Genomic DNA, 21,696 nt, shown 5'->3' on the forward strand with positions numbered 1-21,696 from the left:
GCGCGTCGCTCGCCGGGCTCACCGCCGCGCCCGGCGTTCCCCCCACACCGACCGAACCTCCCCACGCCGACCGAACCTTTGGAGCAACATGATCATCACCGGTGTCGCGGTCTGTATCGCGGTGGTACTCGCCGCCGGCTTCTACTCGACGCGTCGGGTGCGGGGCGAAGCGGGCAACTTCCTGCTCGCCGGGCGCACCCTCGGCGCTCCCATCGTCACCGTCCTGCTCATGTCACAGGTCGTCGACTCGAATGCGACCCTCGGAAGTGCCGACCTGGCAGCAAATTTCGGCTTCTGGGCCGGGGCTGCGATGCCCTTGGGCATCGCGCTCAGTGTGCTGCTGGTCGGCGTGTTCTTCGCACGCAAGTTGCGCGCCACCGAGATCGTCACGCTGCCCGAGTTCTTCGCCCGCCGGTTCGGGCGAGGCACCGAGATCACCGCATCCGTGCTCACCGTCGCGAGCTTCGGCATCCTGCTCGCGGGCAATCTGGTCGCACTCGGCTTCCTGCTCGAATACTTCGTCGGAATCGACTACACGTGGGCCGTGCTCGCGCTCGTCCCGTTCGTCCTCGCCTACACGATGGCCGGTGGGATGTTCGCGAGTGTGTACACGGGCGTCGTGCAGTTCGCGATCCTGGCGGTCGGTATCGTCTCGCTCACCGCGTGGGTCGCGTTCGGCCCCGGCTTCTCGGCGCCGGAGGGTCTCGGCGTGACCGGCCTCGGGCAGTTGACGAGTGCCGCGGAGGGAGCGGCGATCAACTGGGCGACCATCGTCGCACTCGGCCTCGGCAATCTCGTCGCGATCGACCTGATGCAGCGGGTGTTCTCGGCACGCTCTCCGGAAGTCGCTCAGCGCGCGTGCTTTTCCGCAGCCGGCACTATCGTGTTGCTGTGCGTGCCGCTGTCCCTCGTCGCGGTCGCGGCGGTCACCATCGTCGGCGACGACGCGGCGCACGGCCCGATTCTCTACGTCCTGCTCGGCGAGTACGCCCCGACGTGGCTCGGCATCGTCGTGATCTCGGGGCTCGTGATCGCCTCACTCACCACGGTCAGCGGAATTCTGCTGTCCACCGCGACCGTTGCCGTACGCAATGTTCTGCGTGTGGGTGGCGACAATCCCTCGGTGTCCGGGGACGTCATGAAGGCGACGCGGCTCGCGATGCTCCCGATGGCTGCGCTCGGGGCGCTCGTCGCGCTGCGCGTGCCGCAGACCGGGATCCTGCTGACCCTCACCTTCGACCTGTTGCTCGCGAGCATCGTCACGCCGTTCATCCTCGGCTTGTACTGGAAGTGGGGCGACGGCCGCGCGGTGGCCGCGTCCGTCGCGGTGGGGATCACGGTGCGCATCGGGTTCTTCGTGCTGACCCCCACCATCTACGGGGTCGAGAACACCTTGCTGTACATCCCGAACGACCTCGTGAGCGCGAGCGTCGACGGCTGGACGACCTTCGTCGCGGCGCTCGCGTCCCTCCTCGCGTACGTCACCGTAGCCGTCGTGACGAGGCCACGCACCGCGCCGGTGCCGCGCGTGGGTGCGGCCGCCGACACGACCGCACCCACGCCCCCGGTGCACGCGACGGCGGATGCCGTCGGCTGATCACGGTTACTCGACCGCGACCGGCGACAGCTCGTACCTCGGCCACGCATCGAGGTCGGTGAGTAGTTGCCGGTCGTGCGTCGACACCACCACGGCCGCGGCCGTGGCGCCCAGCGCGTCGGTCAACTCGTCGACCAGTGCGGCCGACAGGTGGTTGGTCGGTTCGTCGAGCAGCAGGACGTGCGGCCGCGTCGCGAGGACGAGCGCCAGTTCGAGCCGTCGCTGCTGCCCCATCGACAGCTCGCCGACGCGCTTGGCCGCCTCGGTGTCGCGCACGAGTCCGAGCGACGACAGCGGCACCGCCCGCGATTGCGGCAGGATCCCGGACACGACCGCCTGTGCGACGCGGCGTTCGTAGAGCTCCGCTGCCCGCTCGTCGACGGGCAGCGACGATTCCTGTGCCAGATGCCCGACGCGGGTGCCGGAGCTGCGGTGGACCGTCCCGGAACTCGGCGGGAAGCCCGCGAGTACGTTCAGGAGTGTCGATTTTCCGGCACCGTTCGGCCCCACCACCACGAGCCGCGATCGCCCGGTCACCGACAACGACACCGGAGCGGGAAGCCTTCCGTCGACGGTGATGTCGTGTGCCGTCAGCAGTTCGCTGCCGCGTCGCGTGGGCAACTCGGGAAAGCGCAGCAGCTGCGGCGGCTCCGGCACCGTGACGGCGTGCGCGTCGAGATCCGCCTGGCGACGGTGCACGCTCTGCACGAGACCCGCGGCTCGCGTCGCCCGCTGGTGCTTGCCGGTGCCCTTGTCGGGCCGCCAACCGGTGACCAGCCGGTCCCGCGCCGACTGCAGATCATCCTGCAGCCGAGCATGTTCCGACTGTTGGCGCGCGTACTGCTGTTCCCAGCGTTCACGTTCGGCGCGGCGGCCGTCGAGATACCCGGCGTAGCCGCCGCCGTACACGCGGGGCCGGCCGTCCGACGTCGGATCGAGATCGACGACGGTGTCTGCGACGTCACGCAGCAGCGTGCGATCGTGACTGACGAGCACGACACCCCCTGCCCGCGAACGTAATCGATCGGTCAGAAAATCGAGTCCGCCACGGTCCAGATGATTGGTCGGCTCGTCGAGCAACAGGAAGTCGTGCTCGGCACCGAGCAGGCACGCGAGCCGCACACGGTAACGCTGCCCGACCGACAGCTCACGAAGCGGCCGCGCGCGGTCGGTCTCGGCCCCGAGTGCGTCGAGCGCCTGGTCGACGCGACGCTCGGCGTCCCACGCGTCGAGGGTGGTGGCGGCGTCGAGCGCGCACGCATACCGTTCGTCGGCGTGCGGTTCGCCCTGCGCCAGGGCATCTGCGGCCGAATCGAGTTCGGACAGCGCACGCAGCGCGTCGGCGATCGCATCGCCGACGGCGTCACCGACGGTGCGCCCGTCGTCGGCGGGCATCTCCTGCTCGGCCACACCGAGGGTGCCGAACCGCCGGACCACACCCGCGTCCGGCGTGAGCGAGCCGGCGACGACGTGCAACAACGTCGACTTGCCGCGACCGTTCTCGCCGACGAGCGCGATCCGGGAATGCGGGGTGACCGTGAGGTCGACGTCACGCAGGACGACGGTGGCGCCGCGGGTGACCTCGACGCCGGTGAGGGTGATCTGGGCGCGCGAGCGCGCGGGAAGAGACGTGGACATGGATTTCCTTCGACATGACGGCGGGAAGTGGAAAGCACGAGGCGCCGGCATCGCGGGGTCGTCCCCGGGATCCGGTCGCTCGGTCAGCCGTCAGAGGAAATACAAATGCACGACACCAGGCTACCGATACGCGCTGTGCGCGTCACGTGAGTTCACGCACGCAATCCTCACACCTCGAACCGATAGCCCATCCCTGCCTCGGTGAGCAGATGCGTCGGATTCGCAGGGTCCCGCTCGAGTTTTCGCCGTAGCTGGGCGAGATACACGCGCAGGTAGTGGTTTTCGGACACGTACTGCGACCCCCACACCTCGGTGAGCAGTTCGCGGCGGCCGACGAGTTTGCCGCTGTTGCGGACCAGCATCTCGAGGATGGCCCATTCGGTGGGCGTGAGATGCACGGTGGCTCCATCGCGAGTCACGCGCTTGGCCGCAAGATCGACGGCGAACGTGTCGGTGGCGACGACAGCGTCGACCGGTGCGCGGTCGACGCCCCGTCGCACCGCCGCGCGCACGCGGGCGAGGAACTCGTCCATGCCGAACGGTTTGGTGACGTAGTCGTCGGCGCCGGTGTCGAGTGCGGCCACCTTGTCGGCCGAGTCGGTGCGCGCCGACAGCACGATCACGGGCGCACGATTCCATCCCTGCAGCCCTGCCAAAACCTCGATGCCGTCGATGTCCGGCAATCCGAGGTCGAGGACGATCACGTCGGGGCGTGCTTCCGCAGCAGCGCGCAAGGCGCTTGTCCCGTCGGCCGCCGTCGTCACCTGGTAGCCGCGTGCAGTGAGGTTGATACGTAACGCGCGCAACAGCTGCGGTTCGTCGTCGACGACCAGGATGCGCGTCACGGCTGCTCCTTTCCGGGCACGGCGAGCGTAACCTCCATCGTCGTACCGCCTCCCGCGGTCTGCCGTGTGGCGACGGCGCCACCCATCGCCTCCACGAAACCGCCGACCACGATCAGCCCCAGCCCGGCCCCGGTGGTGTTGTCGCGGTCTCCGGTCGAGAACGCCCGTGTACTTCGAGGCGCGTCCGGATCCATGCCCGGGCCGTGGTCGGCGACAGTGATCGTGACGCGGTCACCGGCGACGGTGGCGGCAGCGATCGTGACGAGGCTGCCCGGCGCGTACTTGAGTGCGTTGTCGACGAGGTTGGCCAGCGCACGCTCGAGCAATCCGCCGTCGGCGAGCACGACGACATCGACATCCGCCACCTTGACGTTGTCCCGCACGAGCCCGCGCAGTCGCGGACCGCCCGCAGAAACGCCCAGGAGCACACGGTGCACGATCTCCTCGACATAGACCGGCCCCAGGGTCGGACTCACGACGCCCGCGGTGATCCTCGAGTAGTCGAGCAGGTTCTCGACGAGCGCGGTGAGCTGGTCCGTCGATTCCTCGACGGTGGCGAGTAGTTCGGTGGTGTCCTCGGGCGAGAACTCCACGTCGGTGCTGCGCAGACTCGACACGGCCGCCTTCGCGGCCGCAAGGGGCGTCCGCAGGTCGTGGCTCACGGCGGACAGCAGCAGCCGCCGCAACCGATCCGTCTCCGCGAGGGCCGACGCAGTCGCGGCGTCGCGCGCGAGGGCCTGCTGCCGGATCAGTGCCACAGCTTGCGCGGCCACGGCATTGAGCACGGTGCGCTCATGCGCGGGGAGCGGCGGCCCCTCCAGCAGCAGCGCGTAGACATCGTCGACGACGCACGACGTGTCCGAAGCCTCCGGTGAGACCGGAGGCTTCGGCCCTGCGTGTGCGACGACCTCGACGGCGCGGCCGTCTCGACGCGCGACCGCGACGGCGCGTTGACCGTAGGTTTCGCGCACGTTCTCGAGCAGTGCCGACACATCGGCCCCGCGCAGCACCGCGCCCGCGAACAGCGTCAGCAACTCCGCCTGTCTGGCGGCGATGCGCACCTCCCGCGCGCGGCGCGCCGCGTCGTCCACGAGTGCCGCAACCGCCACCGCGACGACGAGCAGCACGACGGTCGTGACGAAGTTGGTCGGTTCGGCGATTGTGAGGCTGTACCGAGGGTCTGTGAAGAAAAAGTTGAGCAGCAGTCCGGCAAACAACGCAGCCACCACAGCGGGCCCTATGCCGCCGAACAATGCGACCGCGAGTACGACGACGAAGAACAGCGCGCCCTGACTGTCGGTGTCGAGCACACGATTGGCCAGGGAGATCAAGGCCGCGCCGAGGACAGGCACCAAGAATGCCGCCGACCAGGACAGCGTCCGGTGGTGACGACGACCGAACAGCGCAAGCCGCGGCGCAGACGACGTGTGCTCGTGGGTCACCATATGCACATCGACGCTGCCTGCGCGACGTACGATCGCGGCCGCGACGCCCTCGTCGAACATCCGCGCGACTCGACTGCGTCGGGACGTCCCCACGACGAGCTGCGTCGCGTTAGTCGCGCGCGCAAACTCGAGCAGCGTGTTCGGTACATCGTCGCCTACCACGTTGTGCACACTCGCACCGACCGCGCCCGCGAGTTCGCGAATGCGGGTCATCCGCGCGAGTGGGATTCCGGCGAGCCCGTCACCTCGCACGATGTGCACCACCAGCAGCTCGGCGCTCGACTTCGCCGCGGTGCGGCTCGCACGGCGGATCAGCGTCTCCGTTTCGGCTCCACCGGTGACTGCAACGACTACGCGTTCGCGTGCCTCCCACATGTCGTGGATAGCGTTGTCGTCTCGGTATTTTGCGAGTGCGATGTCGACGTGATCGGCAAGCCACAGCAGTGCGATCTCGCGGAGCGCGGTGAGATTGCCCTGCCGGAAGTAGTTGTTGGTGGCCGCGTCGATCCGTTCGGCCGGGTACACATTGCCGTGCGCGAGGCGGCTCCTCAGCGCTTCGGGTGTCGAGTCGACCAATTGGATCTGTTCGGCCGAACGCACGAACTCGTCGGGCACCGTCTCCTGCTGCAGCACTCCGGTGATCTGCTCGACGACGTCGCCCAGCGACTCGAGGTGCTGGATGTTGAGCGTCGACAGCACGTCGATGCCGGCGTCGAGCAACTCCACGACGTCCTGCCACCGCTTGGCATGCCTGCCGCCGGGCGCATTGGTGTGGGCGAGTTCGTCGACGAGGACGACCTGAGGCCGGCGCGCGAGCACCACATCGAGGTCCATGTCCTCGAGTACCGCCCCACGATGCTCGGCACGCCGCGGCGGCACACGGTCGAGGCCGTCGAGTTGCTCGGCGGTACGTGCCCGCCCGTGCGTGTCGACGACCCCGACCACGACATCGGTGCCCCGATCGAGGCGCCTGCGCGCTTCGCCGAGCATCGCATAGGTCTTTCCCACTCCCGGGGCGGCTCCCAGATAGATCCGCAACCGCCCCCGACGTCCTGCGGGCTCGTTCATTCCCCCATCATCCGTCCGTGTTGCCTCACTGGCATGTAGGAGCGGTCAACCCGAGTGCGACATTCAGTTCCGGCACGTTGACCCGCGCGGCGCCGAGGAATCCGGCGGTGGCACCGTCGGTGTGGCGGTGAACGAGGTCGAGCACATGCTGCTCGGACAGCCCGTTGACCTCGGCGACTCGCGCGACCTGCAACTGCGCGTACTCGGGCGAGATGTGGGGGTCGATACCCGAACCCGAGCCAGTGACGGCATCGGTGGGCACCAACGAGGGGTCGACCTGCTCGCGTGCGGCGACTGCGGCCCTACGCTGGGCGACGAATTTCGCGAGCGTGTCACTGCTCGGGCCGAGGTTGGACGGCAGCGCGGCCGCCGGATCGGACACCGCGAACGCGTCGTCGGCGGCGGCCGCACCGGTCACGCGGGTGTGGAAGTAGGGATCGGGTTGCCCGGCCTCGACCTGCGGGTCGACCCCGATCAGCGAGCTGCCGATCACACACCCGTTGGCATCGGCGAGAGCCGACCCCTCGGACTGCTCGTGGACCGCGCGCCCGGCGAGCCATACGACGGCCGGATACCCGATGCCGAGTACGACGGTCAACGCGGCCAGCACCACGACAGCGGGCCGGAGCTGCGCCAGCAGACCGCGTCGAAGAGTGACGAGAGACATTGGATTCACCCGATTCCCGGAATGAGCCGAACGACGAGATCGATGAGCCAGATCCCGAGGAACGGTGTGACGACACCGCCGAGACCGTAGACGAGCAGGTTCTTGCCGAGCAGTGTGCTCGCGGTGGACGGCTGGAACCGGACGCCGCGCAGCGCAAGCGGGGTGAGGGCGACGATCACGAGAGCGTTGAAGACGACTGCCGACAGGATCGCTGATTGCGGTGTCGCCAAACCCATCACGTTGAGTGCCGACAGCTGCGGGTACACACCGGCAAACAGCGCGGGCAAGATCGCAAAGTACTTCGCGAGGTCGTTCGCGAGCGAGAACGTCGTCAGCGCCCCGCGGGTGACGAGCAACTGTTTGCCGATCTCGACGATGTCGATGAGCTTGGTCGGGTCAGAGTCGAGGTCGACCATGTTGCCGGCCTCCTTCGCGGCCGACGTACCCGTGTTCATCGCGACACCGACGTCGGCCTGCGCGAGCGCGGGGGCGTCGTTTGTGCCGTCCCCGGTCATGGCAACGAGTCGGCCGCCGGCCTGTTCGCGGCGGATCAGTTCGAGCTTGTCCTCAGGGGTGGCCTGGGCCAGCACGTCGTCGACACCGGCCTGCATCGCGATCGCCGCAGCGGTGCGCGGATTGTCGCCGGTCACCATGACCGTCCGGATGCCCATCGCGCGAAGCTGCGAGAACCGCTCGGCGATACCCGGTTTGACGACGTCCGACAGCTCGACGACGCCGAGGACGCGTGCCGCGCTGCCGTCGGATTCTGCGACGAGTAGCGGTGTGCCGCCCGCCTCTGCCACCCGGTCCACGACGGTGAGGATCTCCGTATCGACCACACCGCCGTCCACACTGCTCACCCACGCAGCGACCGCATCGGACGCACCTTTGCGGATGCTGCGGGCATCGGCATCGACACCACTCATCCGCGTGTGCGCGCTGAACGGCACCGTCGCGACCCGCGTCACGCCGAGCGGTGCACTCGCATACCGATCGACGCACAGGGCCGCGATGCTGCGGCCTTCCGGAGTGTCGTCGGCCATGCTGGCCAGGTGCGCCGCGGCAGCGAACTCCGACTCGTCGACCCCCGGTGCCGGGTGCAGCGCCGTCGCACGTCGGTTGCCGAACGTGATAGTGCCGGTCTTGTCCAACAGCAGCGTGTCGATATCGCCCGCCGCCTCGACGGCGCGGCCGGACCGCGCGAGTACATTGCGTTGCACAAGCCGGTCCATACCGGCGATGCCGATCGCCGACAACAACGCCCCGATGGTCGTCGGAATCAGGCACACCAGCAACGCGATCAAGTGCACGGGATGCTGTTCGCTGCCGGAGAACGCACTCATCGGACCAATCGCCACCACGGCGACGACGAAGACGATCGTGAGCGACGCCAGCAGGATATCGAGCGCGATCTCGTTGGGCGTCTTACGCCGCGACGAACCTTCGACAAGTGCGATCATGCGGTCGACGAACGTCGCGCCCGGCGGCGCGGTGATCCGCACGACGATCCGGTCGGATAATACGATCGTGCCACCGGTAACTGCACATCGGTCGCCGCCGGACTCGCGGACGACGGGCGCCGATTCGCCGGTGATCGCCGACTCGTCGACGGTTGCAATGCCCTCGACGACGTCACCGTCGCCCGGAATGGTCTCGCCCGCTTCGACGACTACGAGGTCACCGACCTTCAAGCCCGTCGCGGCAACGCTGCTCTCGCCGACCGAATCTCCGAGCAGACGGGCGGACAAGCCCTGTTTGGCCTGCCGCAGGGTGGCCGCCTGCGCCTTGCCGCGATCCTCGGCGACCGATTCGGCGAGACCCGCAAACAGTACCGTGAACCACAACCACGCACACACCAGCCACGTGAACACGCTTGGATCGACCACCGCATAGACCGTGGTGACCACGGACCCCAGGAGGACCACGAACATCACCGGGTTGCGGGCCACATGGCGGGGATCGAGCTTACGGAACGCGCCTGGCAGCGCCGAGATCAGCTGCCGCGGCCGGAACGAGCTCACCGACACGTGTCGCGTCGGCGCCGCGTTGTCGATGTCGCCGGGGGCGTCGGGGAGGGTGGAGACGACCATGTCACTCCTGTGCTGAAGTTTCTTTGCGAGGGTGCTCATTGCAGGGCCTCCGCGAGCGGGCCGAGCGCGAGCGCGGGGAAGAAAGTGAGTGCGGCGACGAGAACGGCCGTACCGGTCAGCAGACCGCCGAAAGCGACACCGGTCGTGGGCAGCGTCCCGGCCGTCGACGGCACGCGACGCTGCGACGCGAGCGCCCCTGCGAGCGCAAGCACGAACACGATCGGCAGGTAGCGGCCGAAGAGCATGGCCATGCCGAGTGCCGACTGGAACCAGTCGCCAGTGACCGTGAGGCCGCCGAACGCACTGCCGTTGTTGTTGGCGGCGGACGCGAACGCATACAGCACCTCTGTGAAACCGTGGATCGCGGCGGGTGTACCCGGGTCTCCGGTGTTGCCGAGAACGTCCGACGTCGACGACAACACGAAGGTCACCGCCGCACCGACGAGGACGATTACCGGCATCACGAGAACCGACAGCGCGGCAAGAGTGATCTCGCGCCGTCCCATCTTCTTGCCGAGGAACTGTGGTGTGCGGCCTACGAGTAGGCCACCCACGAACACCGCAACGATTGCGAGCATCAAAATGCCGTAGAGGCCGGACCCGACTCCGCCGGGGGCAATCTCGCCGAGCAGCATGTTGAGCAGGACCGCGCCGCCACCGAGAGGGGACATGCTGTCGTGCGCGGAGTTGACCGCGCCGGTGCTGGTACCAGTCGTACTCACCGCGAACAGCACCGAGCCACCGAGACCGAACCGGATCTCCTTGCCCTCCACCATCTCACCCGCGGCGACGGAAGCTATTCCCCTGAGGCCGGATTCAGCCGAATAAGTGATCGCGAGCACCGCCCCGTACAGCAGTGTCATGACTCCGAGGATCGTGAGGCCCTGCTTGCGCGAACCGATCAAGGTTCCGAAGGTGCGCGTGAGGCATACGGGAATGAGCAGGATCGCCAGAATCTGCACAACATTGCTGATCGGTGTCGGGTTCTCGAACGGGTGCGCCGAGTTCGCGGCCAGAATTCCACCACCGTTTGTGCCGAGCAGTTTGATCGCCTCTTGCGACGCAACCGGCGCGAGCGCGTTGGTGACCGACGCACCATCGAGACCCGTCGCGTCGAACCCGTACTTGAAGGACTGCACGACGCCCTGGGACAGGAAGATCAGCGCCACCACGATCGATAGTGGCAGCAGGATTCGGAGACAGCCGCGCGTCAGATCGACCCAGAAATTGCCGATCTCGCCCGACCTGCGCGCACGTACGAAGCCGCGGATGAGCGCGATGGCCACCGCCATGCCCACCGCGGCCGAGACGAAGTTCTGCACCGCGAGGCCGGCAGCCTGGGTGACATGACTCATCGTCGTCTCGGGGACGTACGACTGCCAGTTGGTATTGGTCGCGAACGACACTGCGGTGTTGAACGCGACGGCTGGGCTCACCGACTCCATGCCCCCGGACAGCGGCAGCACGCCCTGAATGCGTTGCAGGGCATAGAGGAACACGACCGAGACGAAGGAGAGCCCCAGCGCACTGGTTGCATAACCGAACCATGTCTGGTCGCGGGTGGCGTCGATGCGCCCCAGCCGGTAGATCAACGATTCGATGCGGAGATCCGGGCTTCGCCGATCCCCATCGGTGGCGTAGACGCGGGCCATGTAGTCGCCGAGCGGAACATAGGCGACGGCGAGGACGCCGACGACCAGGGCCAGTTGCAGCCCCGCCGCGAGAGCCGGGTCGATCACTGTCCGAACCTCTCGGGATCGACCAGCGCGACGACGAGATAGACCACGACCGCCACCGCGAGCGCCACAAGCCCACCGCTCACGATGCCTGCTGCTGTCACTGCTCTCGCCCTCCGCGGACCAGTGCGCCGGCGACCAGCCCGCACAACGCGAATCCACCCACTGTCAACACCGGGTACAGCACCTCGACCACCTCGGTCTCTCCCTCCACGCCGTCCGAGCTCGTGTGTCGAGCCCGTCGTGGAGCCTGCGCGCGAAAAGCAACCGGGGCGAAGATCCTTACGGGATCTTGACGTCCGTCCGCACGGATTCTCACGCTTTCTTGAGGTGCCGGCGTCACACCGACCACAGCTGTGCCGTCGTAGGTGTAGGCGTATGTGTCTTCTCGGCGACAGGAGGAGGATCGTGAAATCACTGATCGTGTGCGTGTCTGTCTCGCACGGCAACACCACGAAGGTCGCGGACGTGATGAGCGAGGTGCTGTCGGCGCCTGTCGTCACGCCGGACGAGATCGATCCAGCCGACGTCGTGGGCTACGACGTCGTCGGATTCGGGTCGGGCATCTTCAACATGTCCTTCCATCCGGAGTTACGCGCGTTTGTCAGCGCGCTGCCATCGCATCAGGCGGGGGCAGCGTTCCTGTTCTCGTCGAGCGGTTTTCCGGAACCGCCGTTCCGCCGCTACACGCGCCCACTTCGGCAGACGCTCAGGCAGAAGGGGTTCGACACGCTCGATCCGTTCTCGTGCCGCGGGTTCGACACCTACCTGCCGTTGAAGCTGGTGGGCGGCGTCCGTAAAGGACGACCCGATGCCGACGACCTACTCGCAGCGCGCACGTACGCCGAACAGGTACGCACGAAGGTCGGAACGGAGTAGGTCAGCCTGTCACCAAGCGCGACAGTTGGGTCAGCGAGTCGAGGCGAAGATCCGCGAGGTGTGCCTCGGGGGCTCTCGAGTGCAGGTAGCCCCACGGGCCCCGTCGGAGCAACGCCGTGCGCATTCCTACCGCGCGTGCAGGCAGCACGTCGTTGTCGAGACGGTCTCCCACGTACAACACGGCCGGCGCGGGGCAGTGTGCAGACACGAGCACACGTTCGAAGAACTCGACCGAGGGCTTGGCGACGCCCCATCGTGTCGACGACGCCAGGAAGTCGGCAGTGAAGCCGAGTGCCAGCAACTGATCCTCCGCGCCTTCGGGCTGGTTTCCCGCGATACCTACGGTCAGCCCGGCGGTTCGGACGGCTGCAAGACATTCGAGCGCGTCGGGGTACAAGTCATCTCGCTCCACGACGACGGTGGTGTCGGGCCGCTCGCAGCCGAGGATGTCCCATATCTGGCGATGGTCCTCGCCCCGCGCAATCAGCGAGCCGAGGACGGCCGTGAGTGTGAAGGGCGTGACACCGGCACGACGGGCAAGCTCCGCCCACAAGCGGGTCTCGTCGACGAGAGTCTCGCCCACGTCGAAGACCACGCAGCGGAGGTCGTCTGGAAGTCGTCCACGCACGCGTGCCAGCGTCGCACATCACCTTGTTCTACGCGAGTAGTGGTGTCGAATTGCGGTGTGCCGGTAGTGGTTCACACGGTCCGAGTGGTGTGGGTGGTGGAGTGAACCACGGCATCTTGTCGTCGTCGTGGATCTCGACTCTCCATTTGCTGTGATGCAGGAATCGATGATGATGCCCGCACAGCAGCACGAGGTTGTCGAGATCGGTGGGTCCACCGTCGATCCACGGCACGATGTGGTGTGCTTCGGTCCACCCGGTCGGGGCACCGCAGCCGGGGAACGCGCAGCCACGATCCCGCACCCGCAGTGCCCGGCGCTGCGACGGTGTGACCAGGCGGGTGGTGCGGCCCATCGCGAGCGGCACACCCGCGTCGTCGACGACGACCGGTGTGACGTCGGAATCACACGCAGTCTTACGGGCAGCCGCGAGGGACAAGGTTCCACCCCACGGCGTCCACGGCACACGCGGCCCGTCCACACCGAGGCCGGAGGCGCCGTCGATGGCAGGCCCCTGGTTCTCCCGCAGGTCCCGCTCCGGGATCACCACCGTCAGGTGCGGCCGTTCGCCGGCCTCGTCACCCGTGAGCCCCGCGCCGAGGAACCGGCGTGCCACCTCCGTCAAAGCATCAGCGCGCCGCTGCGACGGCGGCCGCGGGTCCCGGGTGCCGTCCTCGGCAGGACGTGGCGCCGACAGCTTCGACAACGCCGCCTGCAGCAACTCACCCGACTCGGCATCCAAGTCGCCCCGCAGCAGGTAGCGGCCGTGCAGGGTACGCGAGAGGTCGAACCGATTGAGATCGGCACGTTCGCTGTGCGGTGCCTCGTCGGTCTCGAACGTCGCCTCGAGGGTCGCCTTCACCCGCTGCATCCCGCGGACCGTACCCCGAACTCCCGACGCCAGGAAGAACGCCTCGCGGCACTCCCGCTTCGCTTCGACNCGGTGCCTCGTCGGTCTCGAACGTCGCCTCGAGGGTCGCCTTCACCCGCTGCATCCCGCGGACCGTACCCCGAACTCCCGACGCCAGGAAGAACGCCTCGCGGCACTCCCGCTTCGCTTCGACGAAAGCCTCCGGCTCCTCGACAGCGTTCGGAAAACCACCGGGAAGGTGTTCGAGGAAGTCGCACATGATCTGCGCATGCTTCGCCGACACCTCCACCGAGGCAACCGTTTCTGCGATCTCCGGCTCCTGCACCAACGACCCTGCCAGAGCGACGATCCCCCGCGCCTCACCGATCTCCAACAGGGTGTGCGCCGCCAACCACGCCGCACCATCGCGATACCCGGCCTCGACCGCCACCCGGCGGACCTCGACCTCCCCCATCATCGCGACACGCGTCGCCTGTAATTCGGCGATCGCGCGCGAAACATCGATGACCCCCGCGAGCAACTCGCCGTCACTCAACTGCCACGGCTCACCGCCAGATGCGTCTACTACTGATTCCCCCGGCCCCATGAACGAAGCCTAGTTCGAACACAGTTTCGAAGTCAACGGTTTCCCACAACAATCTTCGAAGCAATGACCGAACGAACCATGCTGCCGCCCAACACAACCCCCGCCGCACGGCAGGGCGGCCGACGTCAGCCCGACTCAGTTGCCCCCACCGGGTGCGAGCTGCCCGGCCGGTACTGCAGGCCCACCCGGCCGCCACTCGAGCGTGCCGTGCTGGAAGTCCTGCGCCCAGCCGCCCTCGATCTCGTGTTCGTTGGCAGTCGGGAAGCCGAATCGACCGCCTTCGGCACCACTGTCGACCCATGCTTGACGGATCTCGCCCCATACCGTGAACGCGGTGGGCCCGGTGTCGGGATGCCAGTAGATGTCGGAGTTGCCCTGGAAGTGGTTGAACCTGCCGATGCCGTCCTGCGCATCGGATTCGTCGGTGGTCGGGTAACCGTGGTTACCGGTCTCCCACCCCTGACGTGCCCATTCGGCGCCGATCGCGCCGCCGATCTCGTGTGCATTGGTGGCGGGCGACCAGTAGATCGACGCGTCGTTGGTGAACGACGTGCGCTTGCCGACACCGTCGGGGTTGGTCAGTTCGTTCGACGTCGGGAGTCCGAGCGCCCCGTCGGGTCCACCGAGTTCGTTGTACTTGTCCAGGATGCGACCGCACACCATGAACCAGCTGTCGAGCTCGGGATTCCAGTAGTCGGCGCATCCCGGTAGTGCCTGCGCCTGCGGATCGCCGCTCGACTGCTTGGGCGGCTGCGGCACGACGTCGTTCGGGCCGTCCGACTCGGGCCGCACCGGCATCGTTTCGCTCGGTTGCCCGGCGTCGTTGCCGGGGTCGGTCGGTTGCGCGAGGGCCGCGCCACCGGAGAGGGCGACCGTAGCGGCGGTGGCGGCACCCACGACGAGTGCCGACCGGACGGCGCGCCGCGAACGAATGCGCCGGGAACGGACGTGACCGGAATCGAGGATGTGTCGCGTGTGCATGAGGAACCCTTCGAGAGTGGTGGTTGGTTGAAAATGCAACCCCCGCATCGCATTTGTCAGGCGCGACGGCGGTACGAGCATGCCGTCACCGTTCGTGCGTGATCCTCGATACGTGTATCGCGCACGGCTGTCACGTGTTACGTGCCGCAAGGACCACACGACGCTCGAATCCTGCTGATACACCACATGACTGGACGACCTGCGACGACGCAGCGCACTTGAACACCCGTCCTGGCGCGCCACAGCGAATGACACTCGTGAAGCCCGGGCCGAGCCGACGGCGGTACGCTTCCCGTCACCAACGGCGGACGGACGAGGTGACAGATGAGCGATCCCGACGAGCGGCTCGACTGGCGCAAGCTCGGCTCGGTCGAGCTGACGCCGATCCTGTCGGCCTCCCTCGACGTGTTCTACGAGTACGGCTATCACGGCACGACGGTCCGTGAGGTCGCGCGCCGGGTGGGTGTCACGGTGCCCGCGCTCTACTACCACCACGACAGCAAGGAAGGCCTGCTGATCGCCCTGCTCGAACTGTCGACGGCGGACGTCCTCGCCCGCGTACGTGCCGCGGACGCCGACGGCGGCGACGACGCGGTGCTGCGGCTCGCGAACGTGATCGAGGCGATCGTGCTGCGCATGACGACGCGGCCGCGCCTCGCCGCGCTGGAAGGCGAGGTGCGCTATCTCAGCGGCGAGAACCGCCGGCGCTACCGCGCGGTGCGCAAGGGCATCGAGGACGTCGTGCTGCAGATCGTGCGCGACGGCTCGGCACGCGGCGTCTTCGACGTCGACGACCCCGCCGAGTCGACGCGCGCGATCCTCGGCATGTGCCAGTCGATCCCCCGCTGGTACCACGCGGAAGGCACGCTGTCGCCGCAACAGGTTGCCGAGCGCTACGTCGCGATCACGATGCGCATCGTCGGGGTCCACGGCGGCTCCGCGACCAGCGCAGAATAGTCGTTAACTTTCCGGGCCATTGACCGATCGCCAGCTGCCGTGCTACTCATCTTAGCGATCGTTAAGTAACCGGCGTCGCATCACGCACCCGGCGCATCACCCATCCAGCTACCCACGGAGGGCACACCCATGGCCGACGAGCCGACCACCGCGTCCGAGCCGGCAGCGCTGTACGAGCGCCGCGGCAACGTCGCTCTCATCACGCTCAACCGCCCCCGCGCCATGAACGCGGTCAACGGCGCGCTGTCGACGGCCGTCGGCACCTACCTCGAGCAGGCCGAGGCCGACGACGAGGTCCGCGTCGTCGTCATCACGGGCTCGGGGCGCGCCTTCTGTGCAGGCGCCGACCTCAAGGCACTCGGCTCGGGGCAGTCGCTCGAGGCCGAGGGCCACCCGGAATGGGGATTCGCCGGCTTCGCCCAGCACTGGGTGAGCAAGCCGACCATCGCAGCAGTCAACGGCTTCGCGCTCGGCGGCGGCACCGAACTGGTCCTCGCCAGTGATCTCGCGATCGTCGACGAGAACGCACAGCTCGGCCTTCCCGAGGTCAAGCGTGGCCTGTTCGCGGCCGCGGGCGGTGTCATCCGTCTGCAGCAGCAAGTGCCGAAGAAGATCGCCCTCGAGATCGCGCTCACCGGCGAGCCGATCAGCGCCGCGCAGGGCAAGGAACTCGGCCTCGTCAACCGCGTCGCGCCCGCGGGCACGGCGCTCGACGTCGCGCTCGAGCTGGCCGAGAAGATCGCCGTCAACGCACCACTGTCGGTGCGCGAGTCGAAGGCCATGATCCACCGCACCGCCCTCGAACCCGACTGGGAGCAGGGTGCGTGGGACGCGAACACGAAGGCTCTTGCACTCGTCTTCGGCAGTGAAGACGCCCAGGAAGGCCCGCGCGCCTTCGCGGAGAAGCGCGAACCCGTCTGGAAGGGACGCTGACCGTCCCTCCGTATCCAGTAGTTCCGAAAGGACTTCAGTCATGACCAATGCAGTCATCGTCGACGCGGTTCGCCTCGCGTCCGGTAAAGGCAAGATGGGCGGCGCGCTGTCGGGTACCCACCCCGTCGAGCTACTCGCCCACGTGCTCCGTTCGATCACCTCGCGCAACGACCTCGACCCCGCACAGGTCGACGACGTCATCGGCGGTTGCGTCGCGCAGGCGGGCGAACAGGCACTGAACATCTCGCGCACCGCGCTGCTGTCGGCCGGATTCCCGGAATCGGTGCCCGCCACCACGATCGACCGTCAGTGCGGATCGAGCCAGCAGGCCGCGCACTTCGCGGCGCAGGGCGTCATCGCCGGTGCCTACGACATCGTGATCGCGTGCGGCGTCGAGTCGATGAGCCGCATCCCGATGGGCACCGCGACCCTCGGCAAGGACACGCACGGCCCGGGCATCCGCTCCCGCTACCCGGAAGGTCTCGTCAACCAGGGCATTTCGGCCGAGCTCATCTCGGCGAAGTGGAAGATCGACCGCGAAACCCTCGACGCGTACTCGGCGCAGTCGCACCAGCGTGCCGCGGCGGCCTTCGAGGCGGGCGCGTTCGCGAACGAGATCGTGCCGATCGACGTCACCGACGCCGACGGCCGCACCGTGTCGCACACGGTCGACGAAACGCTGCGCGCGTCCACCACGGCGGAAGGCCTTGCGGGCCTGAAGCCGTCGTTCCGCACCGACGAGTACGCCGCCCGCTTCCCCGAGGCGAACTGGAACATCACGCCCGGCAACTCGTCGCCACTCACCGACGGCGCGTCCGCGGTGCTCATCATGAGCGAAGAGGCCGCGAACAAGCTGGGGCTGACGCCGCGGGCGCGCTTCCACTCGTTCGCCGTGACCGGCGACGACCCGATCTTCATGCTCACCGCACCGATCCCCGCGACCCGCAAGGTGCTGACGAAGGCCGGCCTGAGCATCGACGACATCGACGCGTACGAGGTCAACGAGGCGTTCGCGCCGGTGCCGCTCGCGTGGGCACAGGAACTCGGCGCCGACCCCGCCAAGCTCAACCCGCTCGGCGGCGCGATCGCCCTCGGGCACGCACTCGGCTCGTCGGGCACGCGTCTGCTCACGACGCTGGTCAATCACCTCGAGAACACCGGCGGCCGTTACGGTCTGCAGACGATGTGCGAGGGCGCGGGCATGGCCAACGCCACCGTCATCGAACGCGTCTGACCACATCGGCCGCCCAGTACACGAAACACCCTGACCCGAAAGGAATCACATGATCGTCAACGACAGCGTCGCCGTCGTCACCGGCGGAGCGTCCGGACTCGGCCTCGCCACCACCAAGGCCCTCCTCGCCGACGGCGCACAGGTCGTCATCATCGACCTGCCGTCGTCCAACGGCGAGGCCGTCGCGAAGGAACTCGGCGACCGAGTGCGCTTCGTCGCCGCCGACGTCACCGACGAAGCCGCCGTGAGCGAAGCCCTCGACGTCGCCGAATCGCTCGGCCCGCTGCGCGTGACCGTCAACTGCGCAGGCATCGGCAACGCGGTCAAGACCGTCAGCAAGAAGGGCGCGTTCCCGCTCGACGGCTTCAAGAAGGTCATCGACGTCAACCTGATCGGCACGTTCAACGTCATTCGCCTTGCAGCGGAGCGCATCGCGAAGACCGAGCCCGTCGACGGCGAGCGCGGCGTGATCGTCAACACCGCGTCGGTCGCGGCGTTCGACGGCCAGATCGGGCAGGCTGCGTACTCGGCGTCCAAGGGCGGCGTCGTCGGCATGACGCTGCCGATCGCGCGTGACCTCGCGTCGCTGCAGATCCGCGTCGTCACCATCGCGCCGGGCCTGTTCAAGACGCCGCTGCTCGGCTCGCTGCCGGAAGAGGCGCAGCAGTCGCTCGGCCAGCAGGTTCCGCACCCGGCACGGCTGGGCGATCCGTCCGAGTACGGCGCGCTCGCTGCCCACATCGTGTCGAACCCGATGCTCAACGGCGAGGTCATCCGTCTCGACGGCGCGATCCGCATGGCACCGCGCTGATCGCCCTCGGCACGTGAGGAGGGGCCGATGACTGCACAGCCGCAGCCCGCCGCGACATGGCGGGACTTCGAGCAGGTGCAGCTCGGCCCCATCCTGTGTCATGCCCTGGATGCTTTCCACGAGAACGGCTTCCACGGCACCACGGTGCGCGATCTTGCGCGCCGCGTCGGCGTCACGGTGCCGGCGCTGTACTACCACCACGAGAACAAGGAAGCGATTCTCGTGGCACTGCTCGAATCGGCGGTCCGCACGCTCATCGACCGCTGCCGCGCCGCCGTCGCCGATGCGGGCGACGACCCGGTGCTCCGCTTCTCGTACTTCTTCGAGGCCGTCGTGCTCAACATGACGCACCGCGCCCGACCGTCCGCGCTCGACTCCGAGGTGCGGCACCTGTCGCCCGAAAACCGCCGCGCGTACGCCGCGACCCGCAAGGAACTCGAACTGATGATGCTCGCGCTCGTCACCGAGGGTGTCGACGCGGGCGTCTTCGTCGTCGACGACGTCCCCGGCACGGTGCGCGCCCTGCTCGGCATGGGGCAGTCGATCGCACGCTGGTTCCAGCCCGACGGACCGCTGACCCCGGACGACGTCGCCGACCGCTACACCGCCATCGCCCTGCGCGTCGTCGGGTGCCCGGCGCCACCCGCACACGCGTGACCTGCTCGAGCAAGGAGAAACCATGCAACGCACGCACTACGATTCCGACCACGAGGACTACCGCGGCACCGTCCGCGAATTTCTCGCCCGCGAGGTCGAGCCGCACTTCCTGCAGTGGGAGGAGGATCGGCTGATCGACCGCGCGTCGTACGTCGCCGCGGGCAAGGTCGGCGTCCTCGGCCTCGGTGTGCCCGAGGAGTTCGGCGGGTCGAGTGTCACCGACTACCGCTTCCGGCAGGTCGTCACGGAGGAGATCGCGCGTGCAGGCGTCACGTCGTACGGCGGCAGCCTCGCACTGCAGGACGACATCGCGATCCCCTACATCGTGCATCTCGGTACCGACGAACAGAAGCAGCGGTGGCTGCCGAAGATGGCGACCGGCGAGCACATCGGCGCGATCGCGATGACCGAGCCGGGCGCGGGCTCCGATCTGCAGGGTGTCAAGACCACCGCGGTGCGCGACGGCGACGAATGGGTCATCAACGGCCAGAAGACGTTCATCACCAACGGCATCCACTCGGACATCGTGATCGTCGTGTGCCGCACCGATCCGAGTGCGGGTTCGAAGGGCTTCTCGCTCATCGTCGTCGAGCGGGACACACCTGGTTTCAGCCGCGGACGCAAACTCCACAAGGTGGGGCTCGCGTCGCAGGACACCGCCGAGCTCGTGTTCGAGGACGCCCGCGTCCCGGCCGGCAATCTGCTCGGCGTCGAGGGCCGCGGCTTCATCCACCTCATGGAGAATCTGCCGCTCGAGCGCATCGGCATCGCGGTCGGTGCGATCAGCGCGGCGCGGGCCGCCTACGAGTGGACGAAGACCTACGCCTTCGAGCGTCAGGCATTCGGCAGGCCGATCGGCGACTTGCAGAACACACGGTTCGCGCTCGCCGAAATGCTCACCGAGATCGAGATCACCGAATCCCACATCGACCGTTGCGTTCTCGCACTCAATGCGGGCGAGCTGACCGCGGTTGACGCGTCGAAGGCGAAGTGGTGGGCCACCGAACTGCAGAAGCGCGTGGTCGACCGTGGCGTGCAGATCCACGGCGGATACGGCTTCATGATGGAGTACCCGATCGGTCGCGCCTACGTGGACACCCGCATCCAGACGATCTACGGCGGCACCACCGAGGTCATGAAGGAGATCATCGGCCGCGACATCGCCGCCGAGTTCAAGTAGCCGGTGGGTTCACGCAGCCGGTGAGCAGGAGGACAATCATGGCGAAGGACAGCATGTTCGATCTGACCGGCACACGGGCGCTCGTGACGGGTGGCTCGGCGGGCATCGGCCTCGGCATGGCGCGCGGCCTCGCGAAGGCCGGCGCCGACGTCGCGCTGTGGGGCCGTAATCCGGATCGGCTCGCCTCGGCCGAGGCGGAGCTCGCGGAACACGGCGGCAAGGTGGTGACACAGTCGGTCGACGTCGCCGACGAGAACGCCGTCGCCGAGGCCGTCGCCGCGACCGCCGACGAGCTCGGCGGCTTCGACACCCTCGTGGTCAACGCGGGCATCGGTGCGGGCGTGGCGAAGTTCGTCGACTCGTCGACGGAAACCTACCGCAAGGTGCTCGCGACCAATCTCGACGGCGCGTACTTCACGCTGCGCGAGGCGGCGAAAGTACTCCTCGCGCAGGGCACCGGCGGATCGGTCATCGTGACGTCGAGCCTCGGCGCGGTGCAGGGCGCGGCCCGCAACCAGGCGTACGCGATGACCAAGGCCGGTGTGCTCGCACTCGCGAACGGTTGCGCGGTGGAATTCGCGCGCGACGGCATCCGGGTCAACAGCGTGCTGCCCGGATGGATCGCGACCGACATGACCGAGGGCCTGCAGAGCTGGGAGTCGTTCACCGACAACGTCATCTCGCGGGTTCCGCTCGGCCGGTGGGGCACGCCGGAGGACTTCGAGGGCATCGCCGTCTACCTGGCGAGCGACGCCTCGCGCTTCCAGACCGGGTCGTCCACCGTGATCGACGGCGGCTACTCGATCTTCTGACCCGCCTCCCCTGTGAGTGTTTTCGGCGTGCCTGGACTCTGTGCTGTCTACGTAGATGTGAGACACGGGTGTCTACGTAGATGT

The 21,696-nt window shown here is 67.8% G+C and carries 18 protein-coding genes and 1 pseudogene; 9 read left to right on the top strand and 10 right to left on the bottom strand.

The genetic code is table 11. The annotated features are described in order from the left end of the window. Nucleotides 1-88 precede the first annotated feature (88 nt). A complete protein-coding gene (locus tag HCA44_RS19000; protein ID WP_169650889.1) occupies nucleotides 89-1,597 on the top strand; it encodes a sodium:solute symporter family protein in 1,509 nt (502 codons plus the stop codon). Between the two features lie 6 nt (nucleotides 1,598-1,603). On the opposite strand, the gene HCA44_RS19005 is transcribed toward HCA44_RS19000, so the two are convergent. From HCA44_RS19005 to HCA44_RS21135, 7 genes are all read right to left on the bottom strand, one after another. Beyond that, entirely contained in the window at nucleotides 1,604-3,235 is a 1,632-nt protein-coding gene (locus tag HCA44_RS19005) for an ABC-F family ATP-binding cassette domain-containing protein (RefSeq protein WP_169650890.1), read from the bottom strand. Between the two features lie 167 nt (nucleotides 3,236-3,402). Beyond that, nucleotides 3,403-4,080, bottom strand: coding sequence for a response regulator (locus tag HCA44_RS19010; protein WP_169650891.1), 678 nt, complete (start codon nucleotides 4,078-4,080; stop codon nucleotides 3,403-3,405). Further along, a complete protein-coding gene (locus HCA44_RS19015) occupies nucleotides 4,077-6,593 on the bottom strand; it encodes a DUF4118 domain-containing protein (protein ID WP_169650892.1) in 2,517 nt (838 codons plus the stop codon). The genes HCA44_RS19010 and HCA44_RS19015 overlap by 4 nt, the downstream gene beginning before the upstream one ends. A gap of 25 nt (nucleotides 6,594-6,618) precedes the next feature. After that, the gene (locus tag HCA44_RS19020) at nucleotides 6,619-7,260 is read right to left on the bottom strand and encodes a potassium-transporting ATPase subunit C (protein ID WP_169650893.1); all 642 of its coding nucleotides are present in this window, start codon (nucleotides 7,258-7,260) and stop codon (nucleotides 6,619-6,621) included. Nucleotides 7,261-7,265: 5 nt separating this feature from the next. Continuing rightward, complete coding sequence (kdpB, locus tag HCA44_RS19025) at nucleotides 7,266-9,350, bottom strand: potassium-transporting ATPase subunit KdpB (RefSeq protein WP_169650894.1); 2,085 nt, start codon at nucleotides 9,348-9,350, stop codon at nucleotides 7,266-7,268. Nucleotides 9,351-9,385: 35 nt separating this feature from the next. Then, nucleotides 9,386-11,086: a potassium-transporting ATPase subunit KdpA gene (gene kdpA / locus HCA44_RS19030; RefSeq protein WP_169650912.1), complete on the bottom strand. Its 1,701-nt coding sequence runs from the start codon at nucleotides 11,084-11,086 to the stop codon at nucleotides 9,386-9,388. Continuing rightward, nucleotides 11,086-11,190: a potassium-transporting ATPase subunit F gene (locus tag HCA44_RS21135; protein ID WP_169650895.1), complete on the bottom strand. Its 105-nt coding sequence runs from the start codon at nucleotides 11,188-11,190 to the stop codon at nucleotides 11,086-11,088. The genes kdpA and HCA44_RS21135 overlap by 1 nt, the downstream gene beginning before the upstream one ends. Before the next feature lie 304 nt (nucleotides 11,191-11,494). On the opposite strand from HCA44_RS21135, the gene HCA44_RS19040 reads away from it, so the two are divergent. After that, nucleotides 11,495-11,965 (top strand): flavodoxin family protein, encoded by a 471-nt coding sequence (locus HCA44_RS19040; protein ID WP_169650896.1) that lies wholly within the window; start codon nucleotides 11,495-11,497, stop codon nucleotides 11,963-11,965. A gap of 1 nt (nucleotide 11,966) precedes the next feature. On the opposite strand, the gene HCA44_RS19045 is transcribed toward HCA44_RS19040, so the two are convergent. The 3 genes and pseudogenes from HCA44_RS19045 to HCA44_RS19060 form a co-directional block, all read right to left on the bottom strand. After that, a complete protein-coding gene (locus tag HCA44_RS19045) occupies nucleotides 11,967-12,593 on the bottom strand; it encodes an HAD family hydrolase (RefSeq protein WP_169650897.1) in 627 nt (208 codons plus the stop codon). 28 nt (nucleotides 12,594-12,621) lie between these two features. Then, a pseudogene (locus HCA44_RS19050) lies at nucleotides 12,622-13,530 on the bottom strand (DUF222 domain-containing protein); the annotation flags it as partial. A 652-nt stretch (nucleotides 13,531-14,182) separates the two neighbouring features. Continuing rightward, nucleotides 14,183-15,028 carry a hypothetical protein gene (locus tag HCA44_RS19060; protein ID WP_169650899.1) on the bottom strand — a complete coding sequence of 282 codons (846 nt, stop codon included), beginning with the start codon at nucleotides 15,026-15,028 and terminating at the stop codon, nucleotides 14,183-14,185. Between the two features lie 324 nt (nucleotides 15,029-15,352). On the opposite strand from HCA44_RS19060, the gene HCA44_RS19065 reads away from it, so the two are divergent. From HCA44_RS19065 to HCA44_RS19095, 7 genes are all read left to right on the top strand, one after another. After that, nucleotides 15,353-15,985, top strand: coding sequence for a TetR/AcrR family transcriptional regulator (locus HCA44_RS19065; RefSeq protein WP_169650900.1), 633 nt, complete (start codon nucleotides 15,353-15,355; stop codon nucleotides 15,983-15,985). Between the two features lie 129 nt (nucleotides 15,986-16,114). Beyond that, complete coding sequence (locus tag HCA44_RS19070; protein WP_169650901.1) at nucleotides 16,115-16,918, top strand: crotonase/enoyl-CoA hydratase family protein; 804 nt, start codon at nucleotides 16,115-16,117, stop codon at nucleotides 16,916-16,918. A 40-nt stretch (nucleotides 16,919-16,958) separates the two neighbouring features. Beyond that, nucleotides 16,959-18,152: an acetyl-CoA C-acyltransferase gene (locus HCA44_RS19075; RefSeq protein WP_169650902.1), complete on the top strand. Its 1,194-nt coding sequence runs from the start codon at nucleotides 16,959-16,961 to the stop codon at nucleotides 18,150-18,152. A 49-nt stretch (nucleotides 18,153-18,201) separates the two neighbouring features. Next, complete coding sequence (locus HCA44_RS19080) at nucleotides 18,202-18,963, top strand: 3-hydroxyacyl-CoA dehydrogenase (protein WP_169650903.1); 762 nt, start codon at nucleotides 18,202-18,204, stop codon at nucleotides 18,961-18,963. Nucleotides 18,964-18,990: 27 nt separating this feature from the next. After that, nucleotides 18,991-19,620, top strand: coding sequence for a TetR/AcrR family transcriptional regulator (locus tag HCA44_RS19085; RefSeq protein WP_169650904.1), 630 nt, complete (start codon nucleotides 18,991-18,993; stop codon nucleotides 19,618-19,620). Nucleotides 19,621-19,642: 22 nt separating this feature from the next. Further along, complete coding sequence (locus HCA44_RS19090) at nucleotides 19,643-20,800, top strand: acyl-CoA dehydrogenase family protein (RefSeq protein WP_169650905.1); 1,158 nt, start codon at nucleotides 19,643-19,645, stop codon at nucleotides 20,798-20,800. A 53-nt stretch (nucleotides 20,801-20,853) separates the two neighbouring features. After that, on the top strand, nucleotides 20,854-21,612 hold the full coding sequence (locus HCA44_RS19095; protein WP_169650913.1) for an SDR family oxidoreductase: 759 nt from the start codon (nucleotides 20,854-20,856) through the stop codon (nucleotides 21,610-21,612). Nucleotides 21,613-21,696: the final 84 nt, after the last annotated feature.

Origin of the sequence: Rhodococcus sp. HNM0569 (assembly GCF_012726205.1) — a bacterium.
Taxonomy (GTDB): domain Bacteria; phylum Actinomycetota; class Actinomycetes; order Mycobacteriales; family Mycobacteriaceae; genus Rhodococcus_F.